Annotated in this window: 17 protein-coding genes; 14 read left to right on the top strand and 3 right to left on the bottom strand. The window is 40.8% G+C overall.

The window, feature by feature from the left end; translation table 11 throughout:
- Positions 1 to 34: 34 nt before the first annotated feature.
- Both cysE and trmJ read right to left on the bottom strand, forming a co-directional pair.
- Entirely contained in the window at positions 35 to 850 is an 816-nt protein-coding gene (cysE, locus tag HUU81_RS04845; protein WP_199611136.1) for a serine O-acetyltransferase, read from the bottom strand.
- Positions 851 to 857: 7 nt separating this feature from the next.
- Positions 858 to 1583, bottom strand: a complete 726-nt coding sequence (trmJ, locus tag HUU81_RS04840; RefSeq protein WP_199611135.1) for a tRNA (cytosine(32)/uridine(32)-2'-O)-methyltransferase TrmJ — start codon at positions 1581 to 1583, stop codon at positions 858 to 860.
- Positions 1584 to 1839: 256 nt separating this feature from the next.
- Here trmJ and HUU81_RS04835 point away from each other — a divergent pair, with 256 nt between their 5' ends.
- The 14 genes from HUU81_RS04835 to HUU81_RS04770 all read left to right on the top strand — a co-directional run bounded on the left by HUU81_RS04835 (position 1840) and on the right by HUU81_RS04770 (position 17852).
- A complete protein-coding gene (locus tag HUU81_RS04835) occupies positions 1840 to 2628 on the top strand; it encodes an SDR family oxidoreductase (RefSeq protein ID WP_199611134.1) in 789 nt (262 codons plus the stop codon).
- 25 nt (positions 2629 to 2653) lie between these two features.
- Positions 2654 to 4126: an aldehyde dehydrogenase gene (locus tag HUU81_RS04830; RefSeq protein ID WP_199611133.1), complete on the top strand. Its 1473-nt coding sequence runs from the start codon at positions 2654 to 2656 to the stop codon at positions 4124 to 4126.
- Between the two features lie 334 nt (positions 4127 to 4460).
- A complete protein-coding gene (locus HUU81_RS04825) occupies positions 4461 to 4925 on the top strand; it encodes a RidA family protein (protein WP_199611132.1) in 465 nt (154 codons plus the stop codon).
- 14 nt (positions 4926 to 4939) lie between these two features.
- On the top strand, positions 4940 to 5476 hold the full coding sequence (locus tag HUU81_RS04820) for a 3-hydroxyanthranilate 3,4-dioxygenase (protein ID WP_199611131.1): 537 nt from the start codon (positions 4940 to 4942) through the stop codon (positions 5474 to 5476).
- Between the two features lie 30 nt (positions 5477 to 5506).
- Complete coding sequence (locus HUU81_RS04815) at positions 5507 to 6520, top strand: amidohydrolase family protein (protein ID WP_199611130.1); 1014 nt, start codon at positions 5507 to 5509, stop codon at positions 6518 to 6520.
- A 46-nt stretch (positions 6521 to 6566) separates the two neighbouring features.
- Positions 6567 to 7427 carry a cyclase family protein gene (locus tag HUU81_RS04810; RefSeq protein WP_199611129.1) on the top strand — a complete coding sequence of 287 codons (861 nt, stop codon included), beginning with the start codon at positions 6567 to 6569 and terminating at the stop codon, positions 7425 to 7427.
- 21 nt (positions 7428 to 7448) lie between these two features.
- Complete coding sequence (kynU, locus tag HUU81_RS04805) at positions 7449 to 8747, top strand: kynureninase (protein ID WP_199611128.1); 1299 nt, start codon at positions 7449 to 7451, stop codon at positions 8745 to 8747.
- A gap of 37 nt (positions 8748 to 8784) precedes the next feature.
- Positions 8785 to 10209: an FAD-dependent oxidoreductase gene (locus HUU81_RS04800; protein ID WP_199611127.1), complete on the top strand. Its 1425-nt coding sequence runs from the start codon at positions 8785 to 8787 to the stop codon at positions 10207 to 10209.
- A gap of 112 nt (positions 10210 to 10321) precedes the next feature.
- Positions 10322 to 10843, top strand: a complete 522-nt coding sequence (locus HUU81_RS04795; protein WP_199611126.1) for a PepSY domain-containing protein — start codon at positions 10322 to 10324, stop codon at positions 10841 to 10843.
- 100 nt (positions 10844 to 10943) lie between these two features.
- Complete coding sequence (locus tag HUU81_RS04790; RefSeq protein WP_325071798.1) at positions 10944 to 13775, top strand: CHASE domain-containing protein; 2832 nt, start codon at positions 10944 to 10946, stop codon at positions 13773 to 13775.
- Positions 13776 to 14247: 472 nt separating this feature from the next.
- Positions 14248 to 15324: an NF038122 family metalloprotease gene (locus tag HUU81_RS04785; protein ID WP_199611124.1), complete on the top strand. Its 1077-nt coding sequence runs from the start codon at positions 14248 to 14250 to the stop codon at positions 15322 to 15324.
- Between the two features lie 268 nt (positions 15325 to 15592).
- The gene (locus HUU81_RS04780; RefSeq protein ID WP_199611123.1) at positions 15593 to 16672 is read left to right on the top strand and encodes an NF038122 family metalloprotease; all 1080 of its coding nucleotides are present in this window, start codon (positions 15593 to 15595) and stop codon (positions 16670 to 16672) included.
- A gap of 144 nt (positions 16673 to 16816) precedes the next feature.
- Positions 16817 to 17323, top strand: a complete 507-nt coding sequence (locus tag HUU81_RS04775; RefSeq protein ID WP_199611122.1) for a DUF3087 family protein — start codon at positions 16817 to 16819, stop codon at positions 17321 to 17323.
- Between the two features lie 13 nt (positions 17324 to 17336).
- On the top strand, positions 17337 to 17852 hold the full coding sequence (locus HUU81_RS04770; protein WP_233520575.1) for a DUF1543 domain-containing protein: 516 nt from the start codon (positions 17337 to 17339) through the stop codon (positions 17850 to 17852).
- An 11-nt stretch (positions 17853 to 17863) separates the two neighbouring features.
- On the opposite strand, the gene HUU81_RS04765 is transcribed toward HUU81_RS04770, so the two are convergent.
- Positions 17864 to 19606, bottom strand: a complete 1743-nt coding sequence (locus HUU81_RS04765) for a thiamine pyrophosphate-binding protein (protein WP_199611121.1) — start codon at positions 19604 to 19606, stop codon at positions 17864 to 17866.
- Positions 19607 to 19673: the final 67 nt, after the last annotated feature.

The raw sequence follows: 19673 nt of genomic DNA, 5'->3' as shown, positions 1-19673 counted from the left end.
ATAACTGACATTTGTAAATAATAATGTGGCACCGTTAAATTTTGGGATCAAACGAGTCAAACGCTTCTTTACGTTGGTTCGCAGCTTGTTCTTCAGCCTCTTTAAAGTCAGGGCTATCCACATCAATGTCGGGTAACCCTTTATCACATACGTTACCGCCCATCTGATTGATCACTTTGCACATGTCATTTAATTTAGCGTCCATCATGTGAATATGATCAAGCAAACGACCAATTGTACTAGCAACAGGATCGGGATTGTCAGGCGATACGGCGTATGCATCAAAACCGTATTTCTGAGCTATTTCTTCGCGTTTTTGGGTTTCTTTCTTGTCGGTTACCGTCATCACAACCCTTCCCGGAATACCAACCACTGTTGCATCTGACGGCACGTCTTTTACGACGACTGAATTTGAGCCTACTTTTGCGTTTTTGCCTACCGTTAATGGGCCTAACACTTTTGCGCCAGCACCAATTACCACACCATCATGAAGTGTTGGATGGCGTTTACCAGCGTTCCAGCTGGTTCCACCTAATGTAACCCCATGATATAGAGTACAGTCGTTACCTATTTCAGCAGTTTCACCTATGACCACTCCCATACCATGGTCGATAAAAAATCGACGACCAATAGTGGCTCCGGGGTGTATTTCAACTCCAGTTATCCAGCGTGCAATGGTAGAAATAAATCGTGCTAATAGTTTCCAGTTGTTTGTCCAACATTTGTGGCTAAGACGATGCGCCCAAATTGCATGCAATCCGGGATAGTTTGTTAACACTTCAAAAAAAGTGCGCGCAGCAGGATCGCGATTAAAAACGCTATTAATGTCTTCTTTTATGCGTTTAAACACGAAGCAGTTAACCTTTATTTGTTAGTTTTTGAACTGAAGCAAGAATACCTCGTAAGATATTTAATTCTTGCTCTTCTGGACGCGCACGATTAAATAAGCGGCGTAATTTTGTCATTACCTGTCCAGGATGCTGCTTAACAATAAACCCTGTTTCCAATAATGTCTCTTGTAGATGACCATAGAATCGCTCTAAATCAGCCGATCTTGGGTACTCTTCTTCTACTTCTTGATAGTGGCCATTTTCTTTATCTAGCCACGCCATACGCGTTTCATAACTAAGTAACTGAACGGCCATCGCTAGGTTTAATGACGAATACTCTGGGTTTGCAGGCACACAAACGTGGTAATGGCACTGTTGCAACTCTTCATTCGTTAAACCGTTATTCTCTCTTCCGAAGACTAAGGCAACGGGATATTTCTCACCTTCAGCGACAAGTTTTTTGCCACATTCACGCGGTTCAACCATAGGCCAAGATAAGGTTCTTGAGCGCGCAGAAGTACCCACTACTAAACCACAGTCTGCAATGGCTTCCTCTAGCGTATTAACGGTAACTGCATTAGCAAGTACATCGGTTGCCCCAGCAGCAAGTGCTGATGCTTTACCGTCAGGAGCTGAAACAGGGTCAACTAAATATAACTTAGACAAGCCCATTGTTTTCATGGCACGAGCTGCAGAGCCGATATTACCCGTATGGGACGTATTAACTAACACAATTCTGACTTGATCTAACACTGAGTGAACCCTTGTTTAATATGAATAAGGTAAGGTTTAAACCGCTAATCAAAGCAACTAATTACGCCTAGCGGTCAAAAAGGTGAAAAATTATAGCATAGCTCTATTAAAGCTCGCATCCATAAAGTTATAGCAACCAGACATACTTTATAACCTTAAGCGGTTTACCTTCATTTTGCTTATCTCTAGTTTGCTTTGATTAAAAAATTGCTTTAGTTTTGACCATATTGGATAAAAAAATAACAACGGAGCAACAATGAACTTAAACTTAACAAATAAAAATGCATTGGTATGTGGTAGTAGCCAAGGCATTGGTAAAGCAATCGCTAAAGAGTTGGCTTCACTGGGCGCTAATGTCACGCTATTTGCCCGTAACGAAGCGAGTTTAAATGATGTAAAAGCTGAACTTGATACGAGTAAAGGCCAAAAACATCTATGTTTAGTTGCTGATTTTAGTGATACGGACGCAGTGAAAAAAGCGATTGAGCAGCAACTTTCACAAATTTCTACTTATCATATTCTCGTAAACAATACGGGAGGCCCCGCACCTGGCCCAGCAAATCAAGCCGAACCTAGCGCGTTTATCAATGCGTTTAATCAGCATTTAATTAATAATCATCATTTAGTGCAGGCATTACTGCCCGGAATGAAAAGTGCAATGTATGGCCGCATCATCAATGTTATTTCTACATCGGTTAAGCAGCCACTCCCTAATTTAGGTGTTTCAAATACCGTACGTGGTGCTGTGGCAAGCTGGGCCAAAACCCTTGCTAATGAGCTAGGCGCTTTTGGCATCACAGTCAACAATGTATTGCCCGGTGCAACGAACACTGCGCGATTAGATGCAATTATTCAAAATAAAGCGAACAAGCAAAACAAACCTATCGAACAGGTAATTGAAGAAGAAAAGTCATTAATTCCACTACGCCGTTTTGGCGAGCCTGAAGAGTTTGCTAACGCCGTGGCGTTTTTAGCATCACCAAGTGCAGGCTACATTACTGGTACAAACTTACCAGTAGATGGCGGTCGCACAGCCTGTTTATAGCAGCTAACTTAAGTAATATTGCCCAATGACTAAAACAAAAATAATTAACTACATTGGTGGTGAACTAGTACCGCCTGTATCAAATACCTTTTTTGATAATATTGAGCCCGCTACTGGCAAACCTTACTCGCTAACTGCTGATTCAGATGAGCAAGATGTTGCTAATGCTGTGGTAGCAGCGGAATCAGCCTTTAACACGTGGCAGTTAACAAGTATTGATGAGCGTGCAGCAGTGTTAATGCGTTTAGCCGACCTTATTGACCAAAACGCTGAAGCCCTTGCACAAGCTGAGTCGGTAGATAACGGCAAACCTGTAAGCCTTGCTCAGCAAGTAGATATACCGCGTGCATCTTCCAATATTCGTTTTTTTGCCCACGCCATTACGCAATACGCCAGTGAGTCTCATACCATGGCTAATGAGGCGATTAACTACACTTTACGCGACCCCATTGGTATTGTTGCTTGTATTTCACCATGGAATTTACCACTTTATTTGTTCACTTGGAAAATAGCACCAGCACTAGCAGCGGGTAATTGCGTAATTGCTAAACCGAGTGAAATAACGCCCATGACAGCATTTTTGCTTTCATCATTGTGCCAACAGGCAGGGCTACCACCGGGTGTGCTAAATATACTGCATGGCTACGGCCATAAAGTTGGTGAAGCAATCATTACCCATCCAAAAATAAAAGCAATTAGTTTTACTGGCGGAACAAAAACTGGAGCACACATTGCGAGCTTAGCTGCACCTAAGTTCAAAAAGCTATCATTAGAGCTTGGTGGCAAAAACCCTGCCGTTATCTTTGCTGATATATGTAACGATGAGCCCGATTTAGATACATTTGATGACGTTGTAACTCAAGTGGCAAGAGCGAGCTTTGCTAATCAGGGACAAATTTGTTTATGTAGTTCACGTATTTATATTGAGCGTCCAATTTATGAAAAGTTTAAGCGGGCATTAATAGCTAAAGTAAGTCAGCTCAATGTTGGCGATCCAAAAGACGTAAACACTCAGCAAGGTGCTATCGTGTCGCAGCAACACTTGAATAAAATTCTTTCATATATTCAATTGGCTAAGGAAGAAGGCGGAACGATTCTGCTGGGTGGGGAACAGCGTTACATTGAAGGTCGTTGCAACGAAGGCTATTTTATTGAGCCAACATTAATTGAAGGGTTACCGCTTAATTGCAGAACAAACCAAGAAGAAATTTTTGGCCCAGTTGCAACCCTGCAACCGTTTGACAATACCGAAGAAGCGCTTGCACTGGCAAATGGAACAGAATACGGCTTAGCGGCCACCGTATGGAGTAATAATATTAAGCGCTGCCATTCGTTTGCTCAGCAGCTAGACTTTGGCATTGTATGGGTAAATACATGGTTGATGCGTGATTTACGCACCCCGTTTGGTGGAATGAAACAATCAGGTGTGGGACGCGAAGGCGGTGTTGAGGCATTAAGGTTCTTTACAGAAGCGAAAAACGTTTGTATAAAGTACTAAAGATGTATAAATATCAATCAACACTATCTGTTTTTTATAATTGATAATAACAATAATATTTATGGTTAAAACAAATATCATTAAAACTTCAGGTGCCATTTTTGCTAGCTGCCGTGGCTGCAAATGGATACTCGCCTGACCTCTCTTCATTGCTAATTTAGCGACTTCGGGATCTGAATAGATTCTGCTTTGATGTGCATGTTTTTCGTTATTGTTATCTTCACCATGATAACTAACGAGCAAAGTTAATTTTTATAGGTTCATCAAAGCGCTACATAAAATATCTTTTTTACAAAAAATAAAATAACCCAAATTTTAAAAGATAGGTAAAGACATGAGCGACCACCCGCAACGATTCGACTCAAATAAAGCCCCAGCACCAGTTGGACTATACCCGCATGCCAGACGTGTCGGTGATTTGTTATTTTTATCAGGCGTTGGCCCCAGACAAAAAGGCAGCAAAGCAATCCCAGGCGTAACCCTAGACGATAACGGCAATATTGCAGATTATGACATTGAAGCGCAATGTCGCAGTGTATTTAACAATGTGCGTTATATTCTAGAAGAGTCAGACTCTAGTTGGGAACAGTTGGTAGACGTTACCGTATTTCTAACCAACATGAAGGATGATTTTGCCACTTATAATAAACTGTATGCCGAATACTTTGCTGATAATCAACCTTGTAGAACAACCGTTGAAATTAACTGCTTACCCACCCCCATTGCTATCGAATTAAAGTGTATTGCAACTATTAATTCAGATGCTAAACCTAGTGCTCACAAGCCATCTTCATTATAAAAAGGAGCAACACCATGGCAAATTCAGCAACCAAAATAACGCCTCCTTTTAATTTTAAAACGTGGATTGATGAACACAGAGATCAACTCCAACCGCCGGTTTGTAATAAACAAGTATTTGATGATGGCGACTTTATTGTCATGGTGGTTGGCGGCCCAAATGGCCGACGCGATTATCATTACAATCAAGGGCCAGAGTTTTTTTATCAGCTTGAAGGAGAAATGGAGTTACGTTTAATGATTGACGGAAAACCCCAAGTACATCCAATTAAAGCTGACGAAGTTTTTTTATTGCCTCCCCAAGTGCCTCACTCCCCCGTACGTTTTGAAAATTCAATTGGCTTAGTCGTTGAAGCGAAGCGTAGAGAGGGTGAGCAAGACGGTTTGATGTGGTTTTGCGAAAATTGTCATCACAAATTGTACGAAGAATACTTTCCGTTACGAGATATTGAAAACGATTTTCAAGCTGTATTTAGCCGATTTTTTGAGTCTGAGAAAAATCGCACATGTAATCAATGTGGCACGGTGATGCCAAACTCAAACAAACTATAACAATAATAGACATACATTGAGGTGGGATTAATGCTTAAAATTGATATTCATACCCATATATTGCCGAAAAACTGGCCTAATTTAAAAGAAAAATACGGCTACGGCGGCTTCATTCATTTAGACCATCACAAGTGTGGTTGTGCTCGCATGTTTCAAGACGACAAGTTCTTTCGTGAAATTGAAGCAAATTGCTGGGATCCTGACGTACGACTAACTGAATGTGCCACTCATCAGGTTGATGTTCAGGTACTCTCTACCGTACCTGTGATGTTTAGTTATTGGGCTAAACCTGAAGATGCCTACGACCTTTCTCGTTTTCTTAATGACCATATAGCCGGTGTTGTACAGCAACACCCTTCTCGATTTATTGGTTTGGGCACCATTCCAATGCAATCCACTGAACTCGCCATTAAAGAATTAGAACGTTGTGTTAATGAACTTGGATTAGCAGGCGTGCAAATTGGCAGTAATGTGAATGATCGTAATTTAGACGATGCCGCGTTCTTTCCAATATTTGAAGCCGCTGAGAAGCTAGGTGCAGCAGCATTTGTTCATCCATGGAACATGATGGGTAAAGAGCTGATGCCTAAATATTGGCTGCCATGGCTAGTCGGTATGCCAGCAGAAACCAGCCGAGCAATTTGCTCACTTATTTTTGGTGGGGTGTTAGAGCGCTTACCAAACTTACGCATAGCTTTTGCTCATGGCGGAGGTTCTTTTCCCGCCACCATTGGCAGAATTGAGCATGGTTTTGATGTGAGGCCAGATCTGTGCGCAGTGGACAATTCTGTGAACCCGCGAAAATATTTAAAGCAAATGTATTTCGACTCGTTAGTTCACGATCCGCTCAAGCTTAAATATATGGTCGATTTAGTTGGCGCTGACAGAATTGCACTTGGAACTGACTACCCCTTTCCTTTAGGTGAATTAGCGCCGGGTAAACTTATTGAAACAACCGCATTTAGTGACGAAATAAAAGCGCAAATGCTTCATGGCACAGCATTGAAATGGCTGAATCTAGATAAAGCACAATTTATAAACTGACTGTAATAATAATAAAAAGCTTCCCAATTAAGCGCAGAGCAGCATTATGAAATTAACCATTGAGCTAAATCAGCAACAATATAAAGTGCTAGTGAACCAGCCCACAAGTATTGCGATAGATTTAGCGTTTATTGAAGCGTCAGCCACTGAACATCTAACAGCAAACAAACTGGTGCAACCTAACCATTTTGGTGCCGATTACGCACAGGCATCGTCAATGAAAATAGCACAGTTTATTGGTGATACCCGTGTTGGTGGCAGCTGTAATGTCACACAAATAACCATGAATCCCCATTGCAATGGCACTCATACTGAATGTGTGGGTCACATTGTGCATAACCCCATTAGCATTAACCAAACCCTGAATGACAGCTTAATACCTTGTACTTTGATATCGGTCACACCTACTCCTTCACAAAATCAATCAAAAGAACAATACGATCCAAGTATTGATGAGGGTGATAAATTAATTACTAAACAGCAGCTGATGCACCAAATACAACATATTAATAATGAATGCTTAACAGCGTTGGTTATTCGCACTTTACCTAACGAGCAAAGTAAACAGCGAGCCTGTTACAGTGAGCATAATCAGCCGCCCTACTTCACTAACGACGCTATCGAATATTTGAATGAACGCGGGGTTACCCACTTACTGGTAGACATGCCCTCTATCGACAAAATGTTTGATCAAGGCCATATGAGCAACCATCATATTTTTTGGCAAGTGGCACCGCTAGCAAGGTTATGCGGAGATGACACGCAGCTTTCAAAAAGCATTACAGAAATGGTGTACGTAGGGAACACCCTTGAAGATGGTTTGTATTTATTAAATTTGCAAATTGCACCATTTGAATTAGATGCAGCACCTAGTAGACCGTTGCTGTATTCCTTACAAGCCATATAAATTGAATTAAAAGAGCAACCAATGACTGAACAAGTGCAAAACAATCAATTTCAGCCCAATTTGGCGTTTGCCCAAACACTGGATCAACAAGATCCACTCGCATCATTTAAAGACGCATTTCATATTCCTAAACAAGCAAACGGTGAAAATGAACTTTACTTCGTAGGTAATTCATTAGGCTTACAACCCACGCTTACCGCTGAATACGTCAATGAGGAGCTAAAAAAGTGGCAAACTTTAGGCGTTAAAGGACACTTTGATTGCGAATTTCCTTGGATGCCATATCACGAGTTTTTAACTGAGCAGTCTGCCGACTTAGTAGGAGCAAAACCTAATGAAGTGGTTTGCATGAACTCACTCACTGCTAACCTTCACTTTATGATGGTGAGCTTTTACCAGCCCACTAAAACGCGTTATAAAATTCTAATTGAAGATCATGCCTTTCCCTCCGATCATTACGCTGTAACATCGCAAATAAAGCATCACGGTTTCGACCCTAACGAGGCGTTATTATTAATTGCTCCGCGCGATGGAGAAGAGCTTATCAATCACGATGATATTAAAGAGCTGATTGAGCGTGAAGGCGACTCTATTGCCTTAATTCTCCTGCCCGGCGTGCAATATTACACAGGGCAAGTATTGGATATGCAAAGAATAACCCAGTGGGGACATGCAAAAGGCATTAAGGTTGGCTTCGATTTAGCTCATGCAGCAGGCAATATAACCATGCAATTGCATGACTGGCAGGTAGACTTTGCCTGTTGGTGCTCATACAAATATATGAATTCAGGCCCCGGCTCGGTCGCAGGCTGTTTTGTGCACGAGCGCCACAGCAGCAACACCAACTTAAACCGATTTGCTGGTTGGTGGGGGCACGACAAACAAACCCGCTTTAAAATGGAAAACACCTTTAACCCTATTCCTACTGCTGAAGGCTGGCAATTAAGTAACCCGCCGATTTTATCACTTGCTGCTATTCGTGCTTCTTTAGCGGTATTCAAAAACGCTGGCGGCATGTCGGTGCTCTGTGAAAAATCAACACGTTTAACCAATTACTTTGAATATTTACTCCAGCATGAATTAGGCGACTTGGTGCGTATTATTACGCCGAGCGATCCCGCACAACGTGGCTGCCAATTATCGTTAACTGTCAATATTGCAGGAAAACAAGGAAAAGAAGTATTCAAGTCATTAGAAGAAGCAGGTGTAACCACCGACTGGCGAGAGCCTAATGTGATTCGTGCCGCACCTGTACCACTGTACAACAGTTTTACTGATGTTTATCACTTTGTACGAGTTTTAAAAAGCTGTTTGATATAACTCGAATAGATATTCTTAATGCCAAAAGGAAGCACTTATGACAAAGCAAGCTATCACAATTATTGGCGCTGGGTTGGTTGGCTCATTGCTAGCTATGTTTTTAGCCAAACGAAATTACCAAGTAACGGTATTTGAAAAGCGATCTGATATGAGAAACACCGAAATTTCTGCAGGACGCTCAATAAACCTTGCGCTTGCCAACCGAGGTATTTTCCCGCTTGAACAAGTTGGAATAATGGATGAAGTAGAAAAAATGCTAATTCCAATGGCTGGTAGAATGCTTCACGATGAATACGGCGAGCTCAATTTTCAACCTTATGGCATTAAAGAGCATGAAGTAATTTACTCCGTCTCGCGAGCAGACTTGAATAAACGCTTAATGGACAGTGCAGAAAGCACAGGCAACGTTACCTTCCATTTTGATCACAATGTAGAAAATATTGATTTTACCCAACAGGTTTTACAGTTAAAACATGCTAACGCGGGTAAAACTTTACTTCATAATTTTTCGCTGTTAATCGGCGCAGATGGCACTGGCTCAAAAGTCAGGGAGCAAATGCTTTGTGCTCTTAATAAAAGCGCAACTGACCATAATATCATTGAAACCTTGCCTCACAGTTATAAAGAGTTATGCATTCCAGCAACAACTACTGGTGATTTTCAAATTGAAAAACAGGCTTTACACATCTGGCCTCGCGGACAATATATGTTAATTGCCCTGCCAAATATGGACGGCAGCTTTACTGTGACGCTATTTTTACCTAATGAAGGCAAAAACAGTTTTGCCACACTCTCAAACCGAGATGCGGTGATGACGTTTTTTCAGCAAGAATTCCCTGACGCACTGGCATTGATCCCTGATTTAGCAAATGCATTTTTTGATAATCCAACCGGTAAATTAGGAACAGTAAGATGTAAGCAGTGGCACAACATAACCAATACCTTGTTAATTGGCGACGCAGCACATGGCATTGTGCCATTTCATGGACAAGGCATGAACTGCGGCTTTGAAGATTGTAGTGAATTAAACCGCTTATTAATCGAGCATAATGATGACTGGCAAGCTGTGCTTCCCGCCTTTCAAGCCGTTCGGCAACCCAATGCCGATGCAATTGCAGAAATGGCATTAGAAAACTACATAGAAATGCGGGACAGTGTTAGAGACAATGTATATATTCTCAAAAAAGCACTCGCCTTTGAGCTTGAAAAACGCTTTCCTAATCGCTTTATCCCTCGTTATTCTATGGTGATGTTTCATCGCCTGCCATATGCAGAGGCTCAATCGCGTGGGCGTATTCAGCAAAATATTATTGCCGAGCTACTAAAAAGTGCAAAGTTAGATGAAAAGCTGACACAGTTAACTAAGAACACTGATATCGAGTTGCGCGATTGCGAGCCATACTTGGAAAACATCGATATGGATTATGCCAAAGCATTAATAGAGCAGCAGTTACCGATGTAACACCTGCTGGCTAGGTAAGGCACAATAAGAACAGAAAAAATTGAGCTTGCATAAACACTTAGCCTATCCTAGAGTGCATTTATTTATATTGCCGCTTTTTAGGATCACTATTATGTCGCCGTCAGCTAAACGACATACTCGTCGCTTCCACTTTTGGGCAGCGCTGATTATTGCTATCCCCGTCGTTATTGTGATTGTAAGCGGGCTACTACTACAGGTGAAAAAGCAATTTGAGTGGGTACAACCCCCCACTGCTAGAGGTCAAGCGGCAGAACCGACTATTGCATTTACACAAATACTTTCCATCGCCCAGAGAATAGATAAGTTGTCAGTATCAAACTGGCAGGATATACAAAAGCTAGATGTTCGCCCTAGTAAGGGAGTCATAAAAATATTAGCGGTAAATAATTGGGAGGCGCAAATAGATGCTGACTCAGGTAAGCTATTACATATCGCCTACCGTCGCTCAGATACAATTGAAGCAATTCATGATGGTAGCTTTTTTCATGATAGCGCGAAACTTTGGATATTCTTGCCCGTTGCAATTGCTCTACTATTAATTTGGCTATCAGGCATATTTTTACTAGGCTGGACACTAAGAAATAAATTTAAGCGCCGGCACCGACACACATAATATGCGCGCTCAATGTAATCGTTAAGGTAATTATTAGGACACTTCAATAGTTTGCCAAGGCTGGCTAATAATAATGAAACAACAATGAGGCTAGAACTTTATTCGCACCTTTAACATTATTCTTATTAGCTTTATCAGTTACTTAATTGCGACCCAAATTGGCATGCAGTTTACGATACCGCCAGGTTTCGCTAGCGCCATTTGGCCTGCAGCGGGGATTGGTTTGGGTTTGTATCTTTGCTTAGGTAGAGCAGCCCTTTTTGGTGTATTGCTAGCCAGTGTATTTGATCATTACATTGCTTTTAATATTAGTTTCCAAACTATTGAAGTACGCAATTTATTCATTTCGGCCACGCTTACTTGTGGCACTATCGCACAATTCATTATCACCAAATTGATGATTTATCGCTGCTGCCCTCGCCCCATCAGGCTTAGCTCAATTGCAGAACTGTCTCGACTGGCTTTTGTCGCTGGGCCCATTGCATGTACGATTAGTGCAACTATAGGCACATTTGTGCAGGTATATTCAGGCATTCATGCGCTTAACGAGGCCATATTTGTTTGGTTTATTTGGTGGGCTGGCGATGCTGTTGGCGTACTCTTCTTTTTACCTATTGTTTTAAGCTTATTGAAAAATGACATTTTAGAAGAAAGTCATCACAAGCTACAAATTGTCATTCCCTCGTTATTAATTTTTGTTGCGATTAGCTTTATATTTTGGCTCTCGCGTGAGCAATACATAAAAGATCAAAAAACAATTTTTGTTGATCACACTCAAACGTTTAGTAAAGAAATTGCCATATTAAGAAACACCATTGAGCTTCGCTTAATTTCACTCACTGCTTTTTTTCAAAGCAGTGAACTTGTCTCGCGTGAAGAGTTTGCGCAGTACGTAGAAATTGTAACGCAAAATGATATTAGAACACGGGCAATGGGCTGGTTACCCAAAGTCGAACATGCTCAACGTGATCAGTTATACCTTGATGCCAAGCAACAAGGGATAGACGATTTTTACATCAAAAAAATGCTCTACAACCAGCAAATGGTGCATGCACCTGTTCAAGAGTATTACCTGCCAATTTTTTATATTGAGCCACTTGAATCGAATAAAGCAGCACTTGGCTTAGATGTTTTAACTCACCCAAGTGTTAAGCAAAATATCAAATATGCCATTGAAAACGCGAGTTTTGTTTCAACGCCACCAATAAGGCTAGCCCAACAGGACGTAAAGTTCACAGGTAATGTTATCTACTATCCTGTGTACGGTAATATGTTATCGATACCCGAGCAAACTGATCGCTATGCGCAATTAAAAGGGCTGGTAGAAGTGGTAATTGAACTAGATGCCATGATGGCAAAAATTTACCAATCATTAAGCCAGCAAGGGTTCGACTTTATCTTAAAAGCACAAAATAATGGTGAAGACATTATTGTTTACGACAGTGGCTACCGTAATGATGCTTTGTATAAATATAATATTACTTTGCCTTGGTTTAATCGCTCATTCGATGTGCTATTTGCTTCCAGCCGCGACTTTGAATCGCAATTAGCAGACTGGTCCAGCTGGCTTACCTTTATTCTTGGCTCATTGTTTGGCACCGTTGGCATGTTCTTTATTATGTTTGTAATTGGCTTTAACCGTCGCCTCTCAACGACGGTAGATAAAAAAACAAAAGAACTAAAAAGCCTCATAAAAGACCTAGAAGAAGCCAGTCATGCTAAAAATCGCTTTATGGCCAACATCAGTCACGAGTTTAGAACCCCACTCAATGCGATTATCGGTTACACCGAAATTGCTAAACGTAATTGCAACGAAGCAAAAGCACTCGACTACTTCAAACACATAAAACATTCGTCACACCTATTATTAAATATCATTAATGATGTGCTTGATATCTCAAAAATTGAAGCAGGTAAAATTCAATTAGAGTTTATTAGTTTTAATTTATACGACTCAGCAGAACGGATTAAAAGTATTTTTAGCGAGCAAGCAAGACAGAAAGGCTTAGACTTCATCATCAAAACACCTAAAAACCCAATTCCGTTTTTAGTGGGTGACGCAATGCGGCTTGACCAAATCATAGTAAATCTATGCTCTAACGGCATTAAGTTTACTGAGCACGGTAGAGTGACTCTTGACCTCCGCCTAACTCAGATACATGAAGGGCAAGCTTTACTTTCTATTACCGTTGAAGATACTGGCATTGGCATTCCAGCCAATAAAATTGACGGTTTATTCGCTCCCTTCATTCAAGCCGATTTATCAACCACCCGCAAATATGGTGGTACAGGTTTAGGCTTGTCGATCACCAGCGAATTGTGCGACTTGATGAAAGGCACTATAGAAGTACAGAGTGAGCAATATATTGGCTCTACCTTTAATGTTCAATTGCCTTTTGCAATAGACAATAACAAACCCGAAACGTCAGCACCTACTCCACAAGATGAAAGTAACGAGCTATTACAAATATTACCAACAGCGCTCTCCTCTGACTTTCCTAATAACGAAAAAGTTGAAGCCACATCCAACGAAGCAGACAATGAAGAATCTCCTATATTCAAAGTCACTGCACTGATTGTGGAAGACAATGAAATAAATCAAATTATCGCTACCGAGTTGCTGCGCTCATTAGACTTAAAATGTGATATTGCAAATAACGGCCAAGAAGCATTAGATTATTTAAAAAGTGTAAAACCTGACATTATTTTTATGGATTTACACATGCCCGTTATGGATGGCTTTGATGCAGCAGAACACATAGTTAATAACCCTAACACTACTAATATTCCCATTATTGCCATAACAGCTGACGCTAATATAGAGCAAATGGAGCGAGCTGAGCTAAGCGGCATGTGTGACTACATCACTAAACCTATTGAAACAAAAGAATTAATCCGCGTTTTGAAAAAATATACGTCAATTACCCTCTGAAAAACCCTAATACGAATTGAGTGATACTGAGGCGTGTTGTCCTTTTAAGCTTGTTTTTCCAGCTGTTTGTTTATCATTTATAGTAGGCATCCATGCACATGCAATAACGCAGTATAAATGACAAACAAGCGCTGCCTTGAGCTCATCTAACCGTTTTCTTCTCTTTGTAATGACACGCTCACAAAACGTTTATCTTGAACAAAATCCGTCCGCCAAAAATCAACACAGTCCCGCTGTATTAAACGAATTATTAAATACTAATAATCGTAACGAAAATTAAATATTGAACTTCGCTCAAGTTAGACTATTTACATCATCAGTACATTATATTCTCATGAAATTTAATTAAACCTAACCTTGAACAACAACCACGACTGCTGCTATCTTACTGCGCTCGCTGAATTTTGATACAAATTGAAGCGACTGAAATAACAAAAAAACAATTAATTAATGTTAAAGGAAGTAAAACATTATGAATAATTTCACCAAAATAGGTGTTGCTTTATCCTTAGCTTCACTTTCAAGCACAGCCAATGCCGGACTTATGTTCAATATCACCTCAACGGGTAATTCACAAGCAGATGCAGGATTTCAATTGGCGGCTGACACTATTTCTTCATTGTTCAAAGATGATATAACGGTAAATATTACTGCGGGATTCAACTCGTTACGTGCTGGTGTTTTAGGGCAAGCTAGCTCTAATAGAGAATTATTTGACTTTTCATCGTGGAAAAGTGGAATGGCTAGCGATATGACATCAACATTCGATCAGACTATGGTAAGCCATCTACCAACAGGCGATACATTTAACCCCTTCATGAATGGTACTGGCGACAATCCGCATGGTGCTGGTTCAACAGAAGGTTATACCGATAACGATGGAGGTGCCAATAACTCTGTTGTTAGATTAACTCGCGCAAACGCAAAAGCGTTAGGCATGTATGACAGCCAGGGCAGTGAAGAAGATGCAGCTATTACGTTCAGCTCTGACTTCTCATTCGACTTCGATCCAACTGATGGTATCGAGGCTGGTATGATTGACTTCGTTGGCGTAGCAACACATGAAATTATGCATGCAATGGGCTTTACATCAGGGATAGACATTCTTGACTATTACACAATGTCAGGCCCTGCAGGAGATTTATATTCTGATGACGCATTTACGTTTGTTACTGGTTTAGACTTTACAAGACACTCTGCTTCAAGCCAAGCATTCAATGCCGACTTAGACTGGACAGCTGATTCTCGTGAGAAATACTTTTCAATTGACGGCGGAAAAACCGCACTAGGAACTGGTAGTTTTTCGCAAGGAAGATATAACGGTGACGGTCAACAAGCTTCACACTGGAAAGATCACCGTGGCGTAGGGATTATGGATCCGACAGCAGCGCCAGCAGGTAACCTAAATTTTGTTTCTGATCTGGATATTGTTGCTTTAGATGTCATTGGCTGGGATATGTCAGGTGCATTCGCAGTGCCAACACCTCCTATCGCTTTTCTTTTTTCGATCGGATTAGCAGGCCTATTTGTAAGTCGTAGAAATAATTAGACTATATTTTTATAAATTGCGATTGTACAAAAACAAAGACGTATTACGTTAGCTTAGTACGTCTTATTCACCTCAAAAGTTCCCTCAAATTTTGTGTTAATCTCTTTACACTACTCACTCTTTCCAGCTGCTCTGAGTGTTCCTACAAGTAGCATATTTTCTATATCCATACTTTAATCTATAAAGCCTTTAACACATGTATTGCAAGTTAATTACCCCTAGCACTTTCATACCCATGAACTGGAAGCTAAGTTGGAGGAAAAGGAATATGAATAACGTTGCCAAATTGTGTGTTGCTTTATCAGCATTACTCACTTCGAATACTACCAGTGCCGGTCTTATTTTTAATATATCTTCAACTGGAAATACTCAAGCCGATGCAGGGTTTCAACTCGCGGCTGATAACATATCTTCACTCTTTAGTGATGATCTTACTGTGAATATTACCGCTGGTTTTAGCTCATTAGGTTCTTCTATATTGGGACAAGCACGCTCACAAGTCACACTGTATGACTACGCCTCTTGGAAAAATGCAATGCTACTTGATGCAGTGTCTGCGGATGATTTATCTATGGTAAATTCACTTCCAAGCGGGAGTACATTCAACCCCTTTATTAATGGAACAAGTGACAACCCTAATGGGGCAGGTTCTGTCATACCCTATACAGATAATGATGCAGGTGCGAATAATGGAATTGTAAGGGTGACGCGTGCTAATGCAAAAGCACTTGGCCTACAAAATGTGCAAGCCCCCGAAGAAGATGCTGCAATCACATTTAGTTCCGACTTCGCCTTTGACTTTGATCCAACCGATGGCATTAATGCAGGCATGATAGATTTTGTCGGCGTAGCCATGCATGAAATTTTGCACGCCTTGGGGTTTTCATCCGGTGTTGATATTTTAGATGTGAATACTATGAATGGTCCCGCGGCCGGACTATTTCCGGATAATGCTTTTACCTTTGTTACCGGATTAGACTTCACTCGGCACTCAGCGGCAAGCCAAGCTGCGGGAGCTGATTTCGACTGGACAGCAGACCAAAGAGATAAATACTTCTCTATTGATGGTGGAGCAACTCAAATCGGCCCCAATAGTGGCTTTTCTCAAGGTCGGTATAACGGAGATGGAAGACAGGCATCTCATTGGAAAGATAATTTAGGGATTGGAATTATGGATCCTACTGCAATGCCAGCTGGAAGAGAAAACATAGTCACCAAACAAGATATTCAAGCATTAGATGTAATAGGTTGGGATCTTGCCAGCGCATTCAGCATCCCTGCCCCTCCTGTGATTTTTATGTTTTCAATCGGCCTACTGGGGATATTTGTTAGTCGTAAAGCTCAATAATCCAGAGTCGCCTTTTCATTGTACCCGCTCAGTTTACAACGAAGCGGGTACTGGTTACCTGTTTTCTACTCCAACTTAATACATTCTGCTGGTATACTCACCCCGCTTACACATCAACCTAATATAGATAATTCAAAACGACTTATGCAGTTACAGACAATTGATAAAAAAACCTACCGTAAACACCTTAATATCGCGATGTTTGCTGGTGCGGTGCTCTTTGCCGCGTTAGCCTTAGGCATATCAACATTAACGATCTTTTTATTTACCGATGGCCAAGGCACACACTTTTCGCACAATTTAGCAGGTGTCGCTGTCGCACTGGTGATCATGCTACTCACTTTTAAACAGCTTAGAGCACGTCCATTTTTTAAAGAAATTAGCTATGTGCTCGACTTAAAACATCAGTTGAATTTAATCTATCGTAAATCTAGCAAAATTAATGAAGCGCTAAAACAGAATGATACTCATGCAATTACTATCATGTACTTCAACTACCAAGGTATGAAACAGCTTTACACGCTAGACGACAACACCATCACCATGGATGAACTTTCGATACAAATTGCAGCACTCGACACGCAAATTAAAGAGTTAAACTTATCGGTTTCAAGCGATGATTATTCACCCGAATTATTAGACAAGTTCTAAACGGTTGTCTCAAATGAAAAAGCTTTTCATGGTTTATTTAGGAGGCAAGGCACAAAACTGTAATATTGAATTGCATGATGTACGCTTTGTAGTTGGTGAATCAATAGAAGATACCTACAGCCAATTAAAACAACAATGGTTTGGTGAGTTGAAGGGATTACATATCGATAGCTATAAAGAAATTACAGGGGTATCTGGTTTTACTGTTAACATTATAGATAACCCTGAAAGCACTACTAGGGATTCGGCAGAATACGCATTGTATTTTGTTAATTTAGGTGGCTACCAGCCAAATAACATCGCTGAATTACATCAGTTTGGATTGTTTGCAGCAAAAAACGCCCAAGAGGCAAAAGCCAAAGCATTAGCTTCGCTACTCACCAATGCCGAGTTACAACATAAAGACAATCTACACAGTGTTGATGACTGTATAAACCTTTCTGTGATTGATAATTACGCCATTGTGTTAACACCCAGCGAGCTAGAATACAATCTAGCTCCTGACTGGTTTGGTTATCAATTGTTATAAAATTAGCATACTTAGCCGGTTACTTTTCTTATCACGGCACGACTTACCGCACGAATTTTTTCACTGGTACTAAAGCGTTTTAAGTTGGTTTTTACCACACCTTGAGTGAAACGTGTTCTTTTCGAGTAGTCTACGTTTACATTCACAATTACAGGCTTGTTTTGCTCCGCATACAGCAACGCTCGGCTAATACCTGTTTCAATATCTCCATTGTCTTGAATATCCACGAAGTTCGCACCAGTAGCGATGGCAACACCTTCTGGTTTTAAACTTGCTAATACTGTGCAAGTTTTACGGTTATAAGGAATTTCTTGTGCTTGAGATATTTGTGACAACTCGCCATCATTAAAGATAAAAATAACCGCACCCAAGTTTAAATTAGTGGCTGTTAGCGTTTCCATTCCTGTCATCAAAAAGCCGCCATCGCCAACAATGCCAACAACTTGTTTCGTTGGGTTTGCCAACTTGGCCCCAACTGTTGCTGGAACGCAGTACCCCATAGCATTAAAGTCACTCGGAGAAATAAAGTGCTTAGTTTGATGAATGGGCAATAATTCAGCAGCTAGAAAAGTATGGTTACCATCATCCGCCACCACGATAGCATCGTCTTTGAGTTGCTTTCTTAACTCGACTAAAAAACGTGCTGGATTAACTTTTTCTTCTACGTTATGTGCAAACCACTCCGCTACATAATGCGCTTTATCACGTTTAATTTGCGCAGCTAAATGTATGTGCCGATTTTGATAACTTGAGGCAATACCAGACGCTGCTACTTCGGCAACTAACGCAGGCAATATTTGAGTTGCATCCCCTAAAATTGTGCACTTAGCAGGGTAGTTAGCATTAAAAACTTGCTCATTAATATCAATATGAATTAAGTTCTCTGGCGGGTTAATACCAAAACTTCCTGTAGGTATTTCACTAAAGCGTGTGCCTATTGCAATTAAGCAATCAATATCTTCAAACGCATTGGTTGCTGCAGGTACTGCATATTTACCCATTCCCATCCCAGTATGCAGTGGATGGTTAGCAGGAAAAACACTTAAACCTTGTAGCGTTGTTGCAACTGGCGCATTTAATAACTCAGCCAGCTTCACTAGGTAAGGCTCACAGTTTGCCGCCCCCCACCCAGCAAAAATACCAACCTTTTTACCTTGTTTTATCGCGTCTATCGCGACAGAAACATCGTCTGATTTCCATGTCACAGAGTTCGATGAACGGACGTAACTAGGCATATTCGCTACTGTCCCTTTAAAATTTGAAATATTATAAGGCATCTCAATAAAAACAGGGCCCGGCTCACCATGAGTTGCAATATCATAAGCCTGATAAAAAGTACTAATAACATCTTCATGAGAGAGTACTTTAAATGTTGCTTTTGTAATCGGCTTTAACAGCGCATGCTGATCCATATCGTGAAGTTGATACTGATGACCACTTTCACTGTTAATCCCCCCAGAAATGATTAACATTGGGATGCCATCTAAACTTGCCTCACCAATACCGCTAGCAGCATGAGTTACCCCTGCTGCGGGCACAATCAACATAGTGCCAATACTGTCTGACGTACGGCTAATTGCATCAGCCATAAATGAGCCGCCACCTTCATGAGTCACTAATACAGGCTGAATATCCGCAGACATATTTAGTTCATCATAAATTTCGGTATTGTGCACACCAGGTATGCCAAAAGTATACTTCACACCCAGTTGCTCTAACGCAAACCTCACTAATTGTGCACCGGTTTTCTTCATAGTATGTCTCTTCATTTCAATGGTTAAGTTTTGTATATAAAAATGCGTTTAACTAGGGCGTGTTAAC

It is taken from the genome of Flocculibacter collagenilyticus (assembly GCF_016469335.1).
In the GTDB taxonomy this organism is placed as follows: Bacteria; Pseudomonadota; Gammaproteobacteria; order Enterobacterales; family Alteromonadaceae; genus Flocculibacter; species Flocculibacter collagenilyticus.
Note: the sequence above shows the minus strand (reverse complement) of the source record. Positions and strands in the feature narration are given on the sequence as shown.